This window comes from Parvularcula oceani, assembly GCF_000733125.1.
GTDB lineage: Bacteria > Pseudomonadota > Alphaproteobacteria > Caulobacterales > Parvularculaceae > Parvularcula > Parvularcula oceani.
This window is the reverse complement of sequence record NZ_JPHU01000011.1, coordinates 116340-129817: the sequence shown is the minus strand read 5'-3', so window position 1 is coordinate 129817 and position 13478 is coordinate 116340. Positions and strand designations below refer to the sequence as shown.

The 13478-nt window shown below is 68.0% G+C and carries 11 protein-coding genes; 8 read left to right on the top strand and 3 right to left on the bottom strand.

All coding sequences use genetic code 11. The features are described from left to right. Positions 1-203 (bottom strand): hypothetical protein (locus IE88_RS0112340; RefSeq protein ID WP_156032588.1); only part of this gene is annotated, 203 nt, incomplete at its 3' end. 538 nt (positions 204-741) lie between these two features. Here IE88_RS0112340 and IE88_RS0112335 point away from each other — a divergent pair. Next, positions 742-3882: a TonB-dependent receptor domain-containing protein gene (locus tag IE88_RS0112335; protein WP_051882103.1), complete on the top strand. Its 3141-nt coding sequence runs from the start codon at positions 742-744 to the stop codon at positions 3880-3882. A 93-nt stretch (positions 3883-3975) separates the two neighbouring features. Beyond that, positions 3976-5406 carry a glycoside hydrolase family 28 protein gene (locus tag IE88_RS0112330; RefSeq protein ID WP_051882101.1) on the top strand — a complete coding sequence of 477 codons (1431 nt, stop codon included), beginning with the start codon at positions 3976-3978 and terminating at the stop codon, positions 5404-5406. Between the two features lie 165 nt (positions 5407-5571). On the opposite strand, the gene IE88_RS0112325 is transcribed toward IE88_RS0112330, so the two are convergent. Both IE88_RS0112325 and IE88_RS0112320 read right to left on the bottom strand, forming a co-directional pair. Beyond that, a complete protein-coding gene (locus tag IE88_RS0112325; protein ID WP_031554905.1) occupies positions 5572-6381 on the bottom strand; it encodes an IclR family transcriptional regulator in 810 nt (269 codons plus the stop codon). Positions 6382-6469: 88 nt separating this feature from the next. Beyond that, complete coding sequence (locus IE88_RS0112320; RefSeq protein ID WP_031554902.1) at positions 6470-7231, bottom strand: L-rhamnose 1-dehydrogenase Lra1; 762 nt, start codon at positions 7229-7231, stop codon at positions 6470-6472. Positions 7232-7376: 145 nt separating this feature from the next. Here IE88_RS0112320 and rhmD point away from each other — a divergent pair, with 145 nt between their 5' ends. The 6 genes from rhmD (at position 7377) to rhaT (ending at position 13438) form a co-directional block, all read left to right on the top strand. Then, positions 7377-8561: an L-rhamnonate dehydratase gene (rhmD, locus tag IE88_RS0112315; RefSeq protein WP_031554900.1), complete on the top strand. Its 1185-nt coding sequence runs from the start codon at positions 7377-7379 to the stop codon at positions 8559-8561. 16 nt (positions 8562-8577) lie between these two features. Continuing rightward, entirely contained in the window at positions 8578-9450 is an 873-nt protein-coding gene (locus IE88_RS0112310; RefSeq protein ID WP_031554898.1) for a 2,4-didehydro-3-deoxy-L-rhamnonate hydrolase, read from the top strand. 3 nt (positions 9451-9453) lie between these two features. After that, positions 9454-10197 carry an SDR family NAD(P)-dependent oxidoreductase gene (locus tag IE88_RS0112305; protein ID WP_031554896.1) on the top strand — a complete coding sequence of 248 codons (744 nt, stop codon included), beginning with the start codon at positions 9454-9456 and terminating at the stop codon, positions 10195-10197. A 63-nt stretch (positions 10198-10260) separates the two neighbouring features. Then, entirely contained in the window at positions 10261-11160 is a 900-nt protein-coding gene (locus IE88_RS0112300) for an amidohydrolase family protein (RefSeq protein ID WP_031554894.1), read from the top strand. Beyond that, a complete protein-coding gene (gene lldD / locus IE88_RS0112295; RefSeq protein ID WP_036767181.1) occupies positions 11157-12335 on the top strand; it encodes an FMN-dependent L-lactate dehydrogenase LldD in 1179 nt (392 codons plus the stop codon). Before IE88_RS0112300 ends, lldD begins: the two co-directional genes overlap by 4 nt. Next, positions 12332-13438 carry an L-rhamnose/proton symporter RhaT gene (gene rhaT, locus IE88_RS0112290; RefSeq protein WP_031554890.1) on the top strand — a complete coding sequence of 369 codons (1107 nt, stop codon included), beginning with the start codon at positions 12332-12334 and terminating at the stop codon, positions 13436-13438. Before lldD ends, rhaT begins: the two co-directional genes overlap by 4 nt. Positions 13439-13478: the final 40 nt, after the last annotated feature.

Sequence of the window (13478 nt, the reverse complement as noted above, 5' to 3'; positions counted from 1 at the left end):
GGCGAGTGCGGCGCATAGCTGTCGCGCAGCCCCTGAAGCCCCGTCACGTCGAGCGACAGCGCCAGCGAGCCATTGCCGACCATGACCGCGGCATGCTGATCGATGGCGTCGAGGACGACGTCGTGGCGCCCCACCAGCTCTTTCCGGTCGATCGGCGCGCGATCGGCCCCATCCTCCTGCGCGAGGGCCGGCGGAACCAGCATCGTCGCGAGCAAGAGCCCGCCCCGGAGCCAAGCCGCGCATTCACCCCAGATCCGACCTGCCGCCATGTGCTTCCTCCCTGGACCGGCCACTACCGGGCCGTTCGCCCACCCTTCCACATTATGGACCACTCTCCAATACACTCTCCTGCGTCGCCGCGGAGCAAGCTGCGGCCCGCAGCGGCGGGGAGCCGAGACACGCCTCGGACAATGAAGTTCATACTTCGGAATAGCTGCCCATCAAGTGATATAGAACTTTACAACAGCGTAGGGTCCGGGCAACCATTCGGAATGGGCGCACCGATCGGCACAGGTCGGGCGCTCGGGAGTAAGCTGCTTGGGGAAGAGACATGCTTCACGCGACAGATCCGTTCCCGCTCGTCAGGCGCAGCCGCTCCTGAACGAAGGACGGCCGGACAGGCGCACATGCCGCCGGCCGCCGCTCGAACGGAAGGCCGGCAATGCGCGCCCGGCCGTCCCGACAGCCTGCATCACCATCGACAAGAATGGCTCCGAGGGGCCAGCGAGGAGGGAACATCGCATGACGGACAAGTTTCAAACCCCGGCTTCCCCGGCGCCCGGGACCGGCTCGCGCCGGCTGGGCCGGACCATGCTGCTGTGCACGGCCAGCGCCATCGCCGCGGCGACGCTCGGCGCGGCCGCATCGGCGCAGGAGCGCGAGACGATCCTGCCCGAAGACACCGAACTTCCCCGGGAAGACGCAGGCGACCTCATCGTCGTGACGGGGTCCCGGCTGGCCCCGCGGGGGGTCGACGCCCCGACCCCGGTGACCGTGGTCGGCTCGGAGGACTATGTGCTGTCAGGCACGCAGAACGTCGAGAACCTCCTGATCGACACGCCGCAATTCGCAGGCAACCAGCTCGAAGGGCCCAAGGCGAACACAGTGCAGGCCGGCGCGCCCATTGGCGTCTCGACGCTGAACCTGCGCAATTTCGGCGCGACCCGGAACCTGGTTCTCGTCAATGGGCGCCGCTTCGCGATTTCCGGTCCCGCGCTGACCACGGACATCAACACGATCCCCGTCGCGCTGATCGAGCGGACCGAGGTCGTCACCGGCGGCTCCTCCGCCGTCTACGGCTCGGACGCCATCACGGGCGTGACCAACTTCGTCCTCAGGGACGACTTCGAGGGCATCGAACTCAACGGACAGGGCACCTGGGACGAGCCGACGGGAACGGGAACCTATACAGCCGACCTCACGCTGGGCGGCAATTTCGACGGCGGCCGCGGCAACCTCACCGCCTCGCTGAGCTATCTCGACCGCGGCGGCTTCACCTATGACGAGCGCGGCGATTTCGCCGTCCCCTCTCTTGGCGATGGCTGCGTCACCGCCGCCTCCTACAGCGACGACAGCGCCGGAGTGCCGCTCGCCGTGCCGGCGGGCGAGACCTGCCAGAGCGCCGGGGGCCGTCCCGGCCTGATCACCGGCGGCTCGAGCGCCGTTCCCAATGGGCGGATCGGCAACCTGCCGACCTTCGGCACGGCGGGCGACGAATTCGATGCCGCCCTGATCGCGGCCGGCCTGCGCGACATCACCGGTCTCGGCGCGATCTTCGACGAGGCAGGGGCGGGCGTGCGCCCCTTCATGGACCCCGAAGACCGCTACGACCTCAGCCCCAATTCCTTCCTGGTGACGCCGCAGACCCGCTGGATGGGCAATGCATTCGGGCATTACGACTTCAACGACTACGCGACGGGCTATCTGGAGCTGCATTTCAGCAACAACGTCGCGAACGTGCAGATCGCGCCTACCAATGCCACGGGCAATTTCCTCGTCGAGACGGACAATCCCTATCTCAGCGGGGAACTCCAGAACATCCTGACCCTGCTCGACCAGTCAGAGACCGGCCAGACCGAGATCGTCCGCGGGCTGTCCACCTTGACCACGACGCCGGATGACGGCCTCGCCATCCTCAACTACAACCGCCGCTTCAGCGACCTGCCGACGCGGTTCGCGGAGTCGGACCGCTCCGCCTTCCGCTCGGCCATCGGGGTGCGCGGCGATATCGGCGACCTGTCGGCGTCCTATCTGCGCGAGCTCTCCTACGACCTCTACTACACCTATGCGAAGACGGCGGAGACGGCGGTGCAGACCGGCTCGGTCTCGCTCAGCCGGATCCAGGAATCGATTCTGTCGAACGGCGACGAGCCGCCGCTCCTCAACCCCTTCGGCCAGAACATCAGTCCCGAAGCGGCCGACTATATCGGCATCACCTCGGTCTCGAAGATCGATGCGGAGCAGGAAGTCATCGTCGGCACGCTGACCGGCATCGCCTTCGACATGCCGGCGGGTCCCGTCGACTTCGCCGCCGGCTTCGAATGGCGCCGGGCCGAGGCGGCCTACACGCCGGACGCCTATCTGAGCTCTGGCGACGTGTCGGGCTGGAACGCGGCCGAGGCGACGAGCGGCAGCCAGAGCGTCAAGGAGGTCTTCGGCGAGGTCCGCGTGCCGGTCGTCGCCGACCTGCCGGGCTTCGAGCGGGTGAACCTCAACGGCGCCTTCCGCTATTCGGACTATGACCTTTCCGGCGTGGGCGGCGTGTGGACCTATTCGGCCGGCGCGGAATGGGCCGTGAACTCGGACCTTTCCTTCCGCGGCCAGTTCCAGCACGCCATCCGGGCGCCCAATGTGGGCGAGCTCTTCGGCGGCCAGGGCACGGACGGCCCGCTGGCGACCGACCCCTGCTCGAGCCGTCAGCCAGCGGACGGCCAGACCGCTGCCGTCCGCGCGGTCTGCGAAGCGACCGGCGTGCCGGCCGATCTCGTCTTCACCGCCGGGGTGCAGCCTTCGCCGTTCCTGACCCAGGTGCGCGGCGGCAATCCCGATCTCAGCCCCGAGGAGTCGGACACGATCACCCTCGGCGTCATCTTCGAGCCGGGCCAGGTGCCGGGCCTCGTGATGAGCCTCGACTATTTCGACATCGAGCTCGAGGACGCCATCGCCCCTCTGGGCGGCGGCGGGATCCAGAACGTGCTGGATCTCTGCTACAACACGCTGCAGAGCGCGGACAGCGTCTACTGCCAGGCGATCAACCGCGATCCGGTCACGGGCGAGATCAGCCCGCCCGAATATGTCTTCACTACCAATGCGAATATCGGCGGCATCGAGACCTCCGGCTTCGACGCCATGGTGCAATACGACATGGACACGGATTGGGGCCTGTTCGGCGAGGGCAGCAACTGGTCGCTGAAGAGCTCCTGGACCTATACCGACGAATTCGTCGTCACGCCGATCCAGGAGCTGCCCGATATCCAGAACAGCTGTGTCGGCGCCTGGGGCGGAACCTGCGGGCAGCCCCTGCCCGAGCTCAAGGGCACGACGCGCCTGTCCTGGGCGACGGGGCCCGGCATCCTGTCGCTGAGGGCGCGCTATCTCGGCGAGGTCACGGTCGACAATGTCGTGCTTCCCCGCCGGCGCGGCGAGGAGGCGCCCGATCCGGACACGCTGACCAATCCCGAGATCGACCCTTACGTCTATTTCGACCTCACGGGCGCCTACCGGCTTCCCGGCGAGGCGCGCGTGACGGTCGGTGTCAGGAACCTCTTCGACAAGGCCCCGCCCGTGCTCGGCTCTTCGCAGCTGGGCGGCGCGAACACGATCCCGGCCACCTATGACGTGCAGGGCCGCGTCTTCTTCGTCGGGCTGAACAAGAAGTTCTGACCGGCAGGTGACGGCGGGGCGCAGCCGGCAGCGGCTGCGCCCCGCCGTCGCTGGGATGTCCGTCCGCCTTCGCAAGACAAAGAGGCTCATTGCATGCCGCGCCGCCCCGACCCCCTGCCCGCGAAAGCGACGCGCCGAGACATGCTGCGCCTGGGCGCGGCCGGCAGCGCCTTTCTTTTCGCGCCCGCTCTGGCGCGCGGGCCGGGCGGCGGGCCCTGGGCGCAGGCCGAAAAGATCGCGGCGAGAGTGCAGGCCCCCACCTTTCCGGACAGGACGGTCTCGGTCCTCGCCTCCGGCGCCGCGGCCGACGGCGAAACGGCGGACACCGTCGCTTTCGCCCGCGCCATCGAGCAGTGCGCCGAGGATGGCGGCGGCAGGGTCTTGGTGCCGCCCGGCCGCTACCGGACGGGCGCGATCCATCTGCGCTCGAATGTCGAGCTCCATCTGGAGCGGGGCGCCCACATCCTCTTCAGCACCGATCCTGCCGATTACCCGCTCGTCCTGACCCGCTATGAGGGCGTGGAACTCTATAATTATTCGCCGCTCATCTATGCCCGCGACGCGGAAAACGTCGCCGTGACCGGCCAAGGCATCCTGCACGGCGGCGCCGACACCGAACACTGGTGGCCCTGGTGCGGCGCCGAACGCTTCGGCTGGCGCGAGGGCGAGCCGAGCCAGACGGCGGACCGCGACACCCTCTTCGAGATGGCCGAGCGCGGCGTTCCGGTCGAGGAGCGGGTATTCGGCACCGATCATTTCCTGCGCCCGAGCTTCATCGAATTCTACCGATGCGCGAACGTGGCGGTGCGCGGCGTCCGCCTCGAGGCCGCGCCCTTCTGGAACCTGCATCCGGTCCTCTGCCGCAATGTCCTCGTCGAGGACGTGACGGTCGCGGGGCACGGGCCGAACAATGACGGCTGCAATCCCGAATCCGTCGACGGCATGGTGATCCAGCGCTGCCATTTCGACACGGGCGACGACTGCATCGCCATCAAGTCAGGGCGCAATGCGGACGGCAGGCGGCTTTCGGTTCCCGCACGAAACATTCTCGTACGCCGGTGCGAGATGAAAGCCGGCCATGGCGGCGTCGTCATCGGAAGCGAGATCTCCGGGGGCGCGCATTCGGTCTTCGTCGAGGACTGCCGCATGGACAGCCCGGACCTCTGGTACGCGCTCCGCTTCAAGAACAACGCCATGCGCGGCGGCGTCATCGAAGACGTCTTCGTGCGGAACGTCGATGTCGGCCGGGTCGGCCGGGCCGCGATCACCTGCGATTTCAACTACGAGGAAGGCGCCGACGGCCCCTTCACTCCCGTCCTGCGGCGCCTGGTGGTGGACGGCCTGCGGGTCGAGCATGCGATCCGCGTGCTCGATCTGCAGGGCCTGCCGGGGGCGCCGGTGCGCGATATCGTGCTGCGCGACTGCGCCTTCGGCGGCGTCATCGAGCCCAGCATCATTGCGCATACGGAGGGCCTGCGGCTCGAAGACGTCCGGGTCAATGGCAGGCCCGTGAGACGCCTGTGACCGCGCCCGGCCCTCCGCCGCCCGGGCGCATCATCCGGCAGCCTCGGAAGCGCCCGGCGGCTCCCCTATCCCCGGAACCATCCTCTCGGTTTCGGGGTGTCCCTCGCCCGCGGGAATCCTTGCGAGGACCCGCGGGCGCTTTTCCTTCCGTCGATGCCTTCAAGGTCAGGCCGCGGGCGGCATCTCGTCCGGCGTCGGGCGCCAGCCGAGCTCGCGGCTGATCGCATAGGTCGTTTCCTTGACCACCGGGATCAGCTCGCCCATGCGCTCATCGCTCATATATTGCGCGGCGCTCGACACGCTGACAGCGGCCACGATCAGGCCCTCCACGTCCCGCACCGGGGCGGAGACGCAGCGCACGCGATCCTCGTTCTCCTCGAGGTCGAGAGCGTATCCGCCGGCGACATAGGCCCGCATCCGCTCCAGCCAGACCGGCAGGCTGCTGGTCGGCTTGTAGGCGTTGAGCCGGAAGAGCTGCCGCCACCGCTCCTCGGAGTCGTCGAGGATCAGCGCCTTGCCGAGCCCGGTCGACGCGATCGGCTGACGCTCGCCGACATGGCTCGAGATCAGGATGCGGCGCCGGCCCGGGATCTTGTCGAGATAGAGCACTTCGTCCGCGAACAGCACGCCGAGATGGACGATGTCATTCGTCTTGGCGGCCAGCTCCTCGATGAAGGGGCGGGCGACCCGGGTGAGCTGCACCTGCTGCCGGGCGCAATGGCCGAGTTCCAGGATGCGGGGGCCGAGGCTGTAGCCTTCCCGCGGCTTGAAGGAGAGGAAGCGCCGCTCAGCCAGCGCCGTCGCCAGCCTGTGGGCGGTGCTCCGCGTCAGGCCGAGCTGCTCTGACAGGTCGTTGAGGGGAACCGGCCCGTCCTGCACGAGGTCGAGGACATCCAGGCCGCGAAACAGGGTCTGGGCGCCGCTGACGCCCTTTTCGTCCTTGCGGCCGCTCCCGCTCGTCTTCGTCCGCGCCATGAGCCGCCGATCCTCCCAATCCATGCAGGGATGAGGCCTAATCCGCGCGCGTCCGTCCCGCAATGTGAAATGTAAGTGCCGCCCGCGCCTATTGCAGGTTGACGAAGGCGCCGCCGTCAACCAGCAGCGAGGCGCCGGTCACGTAAGCCGCCAGGTCGGAGGCGAGGAAGACCGCGGGTCCGACCATGTCCTCGGGCTGCCCCAGCCGCCCCAGCGGCACGCGCCCCTCCATGTAAGAGCGCTTGGCGGGATCGGAGAGGTCGTCCTTGTTGATATCGGTCAGGATCGTGCCCGGCAGGAGGGCATTGCAGCGGATCTTGTGCTTGCCGAGCGCGATGGCCGCCGATTGCATCAGCGAGAGGACGCCGGCCTTGGTCGGCGTGTAATGGGTCTGGAACTCGCCCCCGACCAGGGCCGAGATCGAGCTGACGGCGATGATCGACCCGCCCCTGTCCTGCGCCACCATGCGCTGCGCCGCCGCCTGCACCATGTACCATGCGCCGTGGAGGTTGACCTGCAGGGTCCGCTCCAGCGTCTCGCGCGGCATGTCGAGAAAGGCGTGGAAGGGGCAGATCCCCGCATTGGAGACGAAGACGTCGACACCGCCCAGCGCTTCCGCCGCGCCTTCGACGAAGGCCGGCGCGCTGTCCGGATCGGCGACATCGCCCTTGATCGCCACCGCCCGCCGGCCCGCGCGCTCGATCTCTTCGACCGCCGAGGCCGCGCCGTCATCGTCGGCATGATAGTTGATGGCCACATGCGCGCCGTGATGCGCTGCGCCGATCGCGATCGCCCGGCCAATGCCGGCCGATGCGCCCGTGACGAGCAGTTTCTTCCCCTCGAGCAGCATTCCCGTCCCTCCCGCTGGTCTTGACGTTTGACCGGGTTTGTCTTCCTATATAGACACTGGTTTCATATTATACACGGCCGGGCGGCACAACATGCCGCCGGATCCTCTGCGAGAGGACCGGCCCTCCGGGTGGGGACGTAAGAGGATGGGCTTTCCGAAGGTCCGACAGCTGCGCGCTTTCGTTCTGAGAGGCGGCGGCGCCGATTACCACGACCAGGCCGGCGGCCACTGGATCGACGACCGCATCGCGACGCCGATGTCCCGCTATCCTCAGTACCGGGAGAGCCGGCAGAGCTTCGGCATCAATGCGCTCGGCACGCTGGTGGTCGAGGTCGAGGCCGAGGACGGCACGATCGGCTTCGCCGTCACCACGGGCGGCGAGCCCGCCGCCTATATCGTCGAGCGCCATCTTGCCCGCTTCGTCGAGGGGCGCGACCCTTCCGAGATCGAGAAGATCTGGGACCAGATGTATTTCTCGACGCAGTATTACGGCCGCAAGGGGCTGGTCGTGAACGCGATCTCGGGCGTCGATCTCGCCCTGTGGGATCTTCTGGGACGCCTGCGGCAAGAACCCGTCCACGCGATGATCGGCGGCGCGGTCCGCGACGAACTCTCTTTCTATGCCACCGGGTCCCGGCCCGACCTCGCGCAGGAGATGGGCTTCATCGGCGGGAAGATGCCGCTGCGCCATGCGCCCGCGGACGGCCCTGCTTGGCTGAACGATGCCCTGGCGGACCTCGAAGACATGCGCGGGCGCGTGGGGCCCGATTTCTGGCTGATGCTCGATTGCTGGATGGCGCTCGACCTCGATGCGGCCCGGCGCCTCGCCCACGGGGCGGCGCGGCACGGCCTCAAATGGATCGAGGAAGCGATCAGCCCCGACGACTATTGGAGCTATGCGGCGCTGCGGCGGGACGCCCCCGCAGGCATGCTGGTGACGACGGGCGAGCACGAGGCGACCCGCTGGGGCTTCCGCATGCTCCTGGAGATGGAGTGCTGCGACATCATCCAGCCCGATGTCGGCTGGTGCGGCGGCCTGACCGAGCTTCTGAAGATCTCCGCCCTTGCCGACGCGCATGGCAAGCTCGTGATCCCGCACGGCTCCTCCGTATACAGCTATCATTTCGTGGCGACCCGCCACAACAGCCCCTTCGCCGAGTTCCTGATGATGGCGCCGGAGGCGGACGAGGTCGTCCCCATGTTCTCGCCGCAGCTCAAGGGCGAGCCCGTGCCGCAGAACGGCCGCCTGAGAGTCTCCGCGCTCGATGCGCCGGGCTTCGGCGTCGAGCTCGACCGCTCCTTGCCGATGAGCCGCCCCTACGAACGATGATCCAAGAGGTATCCGCGTGAAACTCTGCCGCTTCGGCCCCCAAGGAAGAGAAAAGCCCGGCCTGGTGGACGCCACCGGCACGATCCGCGACCTGACCGGCATCCTCGCGGATGTCGGACCCGAAGCGCTCTCTCCTGGCGGCCTGTCCCAGCTTGCGGGCATCGACCCCGCCTCGCTGCCGGCCGTGCCGGACGGAGTCCGCCTCGGGATTCCCTTTACCGGGACGAGCAAGATCGTCGCGGTCGGACTGAATTACGAGGACCACGCCAAGGAAGCGGGACTGCCGGTCCCCACCGAGGTGATCACCTTCATGAAGGCGGTGTCCAGCCTGAACGGTCCCAATGACGACATCGTCCTGCCAAAGGGGTCCGAGCATTCCGACTGGGAAGTCGAGCTCGGCGTCGTGATCGGCAAGGAAGCCTCCTATGTCGAGGAGGCCGATGCGCTCGATCACGTGGCCGGTTACGTCGTCGCCAATGACGTGTCCGAGCGGTTCGACCAGAAACAGCGCGGCACCCAATGGTCCAAGGGCAAGGGGCACGACACGTTCTGCCCCCTCGGCCCGTGGCTCGTGACCCGGGACGAGGTGCCCGATCCGCAGGATCTCGACATGTGGCTCGAGGTGAACGGGCGACGCATGCAGACGGGCAATACGGGCACGATGGTCTTCGGCGTGGCCGAGGCCCTCTCCTATATCAGCCGCTATGTCACGCTCATGCCGGGAGACCTGATCATCACCGGCACGCCTCCGGGTGTCGGCGAGGGGCAGAAGCCCGACCCGGTCTACCTGAAGGCGGGCGATGTGATCCGCCTGGGAATCGAAGGCCTTGGCCAGCAGGAACAGGCAGTGACCTCATGGCGCCCGCGCGCCGAACGGGCGAAGGGCTGAGCGATGTTCGAAGGACGCTTTTCCGGCCGGACGGCCATCGTGACGGGCGGCGCCTCCGGGCTCGGCGAGGCGGTGGCGACGCGCATCGTCCAGGAGGGCGGACGCGCCGTCCTGTGGGACCTGAACGCCGATGCCCTGGCGCAAGCCGTGGACCGGACGGGTGCAGAGCATGGCGAACCGCTCGACGTCGCCGACGCGGCGGCGGTCGAAGCGGCTGCCGCATCCGCCGCCGAGCGCCTGGGCCGCGTGGACATCCTGGTCACGAGCGCCGGCATCACCGGCGCCACGGCCCCCGTGCACGAATTCCCGGTCGACAGCTGGCGGCGGGTCATGGCGATCAATCTCGACGGCGCCTTCCTGTGCTGCCGGGCGGTGATCCCCTTCATGCTCGACAACGGCTATGGCCGGATCGTCAATGTCGCCTCCGTGGCGGGCAAGGAAGGCAATCCCAATGCCTCGGCCTATTCGGCCTCCAAGGCCGGGGTGATCGGCCTGACCAAGTCCCTAGGCAAGGAGTATGCGGGCCGGGGCGTGCTCGCGAACTGCCTGACGCCCGCCACGTTCGAGAGCCCGATCCTCGACCAGCTGCCGCAGAGCCAGGTCGACTACATGCGCTCGAAGATCCCCATGGGCCGCCTCGGCCTGGTCGAGGAAAGCGCCGCCATGGCCTGTTTCATGGCCAGCGAGGAATGCTCCTTCACCGCAGGCGCCGCTTTCGACACCTCGGGAGGCCGCACGACATTCTAAGGGGCATCGGCGGAAGACGCGGCCGGGAGAGCCGCCGCCGCCAAAGGGAGAAGGCAGGAAAGCATGCGGGACATTCCCTTCGTCGACGCGCACGTCCATTTCTGGGAGCTGGGCCGGCTCGACTATGACTGGCTGACGCCGCCGTTCTCCGATGAGGGCGTGAACGGCGATGTCTCCGCCATCGCGCATGATTACGGCCCTGCGGACTATATGCGGGATGCCGAGGGGTGGCGCATCACGGGAGCCGTTCACGTCGATGCGGGCGCGGCGACGGAACAGGCGCTCGCCGAGACCGCCTGGCTCGAAGCGCTCGCGGCGGAAACCGGCCTGCCGAGCGCCATCGTGGCCCATGTTCCCCTCCACCGCGCGGATGCGGACGACCTCCTCGCGCAGCAGGCCGACCACCCTTCTGTTCGCGGCATCCGCCAGATCGTCAATCACCACCCCGACCCGCAGCGGACCTATCTCGGCGTCGACATGACGGGAAATGCCGACTGGCAGGCAGGCTTCAGGGCTCTTGGCCGCCACGGCCTCAGCTTCGACCTCCAAGCCTATCCTCACCAGTTCCCCGTCCTCGCCGACCTCTTCGCGCAGGCGCCGGACACGCCGGTCATCGTCAACCATCTCGGCATGGCTTTTCCCGACGAGACCGAAGCCTGGAGGCAAGGCATGGCCCGCCTCGCCGAGCTGCCGCAGGTCTCGGTGAAGATTTCGGGTTTCGGGATCACCCACCGGGGCTGGACTGAGGACAGCATCCGCCCGCTCATCCTCGAGGCGCTCGACCTGTTCGGCCCCTCCCGCCTGATGGCGGCGAGCGATTTTCCGACCGACAAGCTGCATGCGCGTTTCGAGGACTGCCTTTGCGCCTATGCCGCGATCCTTTCGGACCTGTCCGAGGACGAGAAGCGGGACATCTGGGGGCGCAATGCCGCCCGGACCTACAGGATCGAAGGCCTGTCGTGAAAGCCGCTTCCGCCCTCGACTATCGCGAACTCGCCCGCAGGCGCCTGCCGCCCTTCCTGTTCGAATATCTCGATGGCGGCTCCTATGCCGAGGTGACGCTGCGCCGGAATACCGAGGCGCTCAAACGGGTGGCGCTGCGCCAGCGGGTCCTGCGCGACGTTTCGAAGATCGACACCTCGACCACCCTCTTCGGGCGCCGCTGCGCCCTGCCCCTGGCGCTGGCGCCGATCGGCCTTGGCGGCATGAATGCCAGGCGGGGCGAGGTGCAGGCCGCGCGCGCGGCCGAAGCCGCCGGCGTCCCCTTCACCCTCTCCACCGTCTCGGCCTGCCCGCTCGAAGAGGTGGCGGGGGCGACGAAGGCGCCGCTGTGGTTCCAGCTCTACGTCATCCGTGACCGGAGCTTCATGCGCGACCTCCTCCATCTCGCCAAGGATCGCGGCTGCGACGCGCTGATCTTCACCGTGGACATGCCGGTGCCGGGCTCGCGCTACCGCGACTATCGCTCCGGCCTTGCGGGCAGCCCGGGCCTGACCGGTCAGCTGCGCCGCCTGTGGCAGGGGGCGACCCATCCGCGCTGGGCATGGGATGTCGGCATCAAGGGACGGCCCCACCAGCTCGGCAATGTCGCGCCGGTCCTCGGAAAGAATACAGGGCTCGAGGACTTCTTCGCCTGGATGCGGAACAATTTCGATCCGACCGTCACCTGGAACGATCTCGATTTCGTCCGCTCGGTCTGGGACGGGCCGCTCATCATCAAGGGCATTCTCGATGCCGAGGACGCGGTGAAGGCCGCAGAGCTCGGCGCGGACGGCATCGTCGTCTCCAATCATGGCGGCCGCCAGCTCGACGGGGTTCCCGCCTCCGCCGAAGCCCTGCCGCCGATCGCCGAAGCGGTCGGCGACCGGCTCACCGTGCTGGCCGATGGCGGCATCCGCTCGGGCCTCGACGTCGTCCGCATGCTGGCGCTCGGCGCCAGGGGCGTCCTTCTGGGCAGGGCCTGGGCCTATGCCCTCGCCGGGGGCGGAGAAGCGGGCGTGCGGCACGTCCTCTCGCTCATCGAGGCGGAGATGGGGGTCGCCATGTCGCTGACCGGCGCCACGCGCATCGAGGATATCGACGGCTCGATCCTGGTTCAGAACAGAAGCGCGAAGACGCGCCCACCGGAGGGAACATGACACCGAACCCGGCCCTCGGCCTCCTCTTCCACTGGCTCGGCGGGCTCGCCTCGGCGAGCTTCTACGTCCCCTACAAGGGCGTGCGCCTGTGGTCCTGGGAGGTCTTCTGGCTCACCGGCGGCATCGTCAGCTGGCTGATCGCGCCCTGGCTCTTCGCCAGCATCGGTTCCGAGAACGTTCTCGGCGTGCTCGCAGCGGCCCCGGCCTCCACGCTTTTCTACTGCTATCTCTTCGGCGCGCTGTGGGGACTTGGCGGCCTGACCTTCGGCCTCACCCTGCGCTATCTCGGCGTCTCCTTGGGCATGGCGGTCGCGCTCGGCCTGACGACCGCCTTCGGAACGCTGGTCCCGCCGATCTTCGCGGGCGAATTCGCCAGCACCCTCCTCAACTCGACATCGGGCCTCCTCGTCTTTCTGGGCATTCTCGTCACCCTTTTCGGCATCGGCATCGTCGCCAAGGCGGGCCATGCCAAGGAAGGCGAGCTCACCCCCGAGGAGCGGGTCCAGGGGGTGCGGGAATTCGATTTCAGGCGCGGCATCTTCGTTGCGATCTTCTCCGGCATCATGTCGAGCTGCTTCGCCTACGGCCTCGCCGCGGGCGAGCCGATCCGTGAGCTTTCGCTCGCCGCCGGCACCGGAGCGCTGTGGCAGGGCCTGCCCGTGCTCTGCGTGGTCCTCGCAGGCGGCTTCACGACCAACTTCATCTGGTGCGCGATCCTGATCGCCCGCAACAGGAGCTTCGGGGAATGGCTGGGCCAGCCGCGCGTCAGGGCGGCCCATGCGCTCGGAGCGGATGCGGTGCCGCAGGCGCCGCGGCGCGATGCGCCCCTGGCCCTCAATTACGGCCTCTGCGCCCTCGCAGGCCTCCTTTGGTACCTGCAATTCTTTTTCTACACGATGGGCGAGAGCCAGATGGGACGCTTCGGCTTTTCGTCATGGACCCTCCACATGGCGAGCATCATCATCTTCTCGACCCTGTGGGGCTTCGGCCTCGGAGAATGGAAGGCGTCGAGCGCCCGGACCAAGCGCATGGTCTGGACGGGGATCGCAACGCTGGTGGGCGCCACCATCATCATCGGCTGGGGCAATGCGCTGGGCAGCTGACGCGGAGACGGCGCCCGCACCCGTTATCCTGCGCCACGAG

Bases quoted from the DNA above. Each gene is read 5' to 3' on its own strand.
- IE88_RS0112335 (WP_051882103.1), top strand. From the start codon at position 742: ATGACGGACAAGTTTCAAACCCCGGCTTCCCCGGCGCCCGGGACCGGC.
- IE88_RS0112330 (WP_051882101.1), top strand. From the start codon at position 3,976: ATGCCGCGCCGCCCCGACCCCCTGCCCGCGAAAGCGACGCGCCGAGAC.
- IE88_RS0112325 (WP_031554905.1), bottom strand. From the start codon at position 6,381: ATGGCGCGGACGAAGACGAGCGGGAGCGGCCGCAAGGACGAAAAGGGC.
- IE88_RS0112320 (WP_031554902.1), bottom strand. From the start codon at position 7,231: ATGCTGCTCGAGGGGAAGAAACTGCTCGTCACGGGCGCATCGGCCGGC.
- rhmD (WP_031554900.1), top strand. From the start codon at position 7,377: ATGGGCTTTCCGAAGGTCCGACAGCTGCGCGCTTTCGTTCTGAGAGGC.
- IE88_RS0112305 (WP_031554896.1), top strand. From the start codon at position 9,454: ATGTTCGAAGGACGCTTTTCCGGCCGGACGGCCATCGTGACGGGCGGC.
- IE88_RS0112300 (WP_031554894.1), top strand. From the start codon at position 10,261: ATGCGGGACATTCCCTTCGTCGACGCGCACGTCCATTTCTGGGAGCTG.
- rhaT (WP_031554890.1), top strand. From the start codon at position 12,332: ATGACACCGAACCCGGCCCTCGGCCTCCTCTTCCACTGGCTCGGCGGG.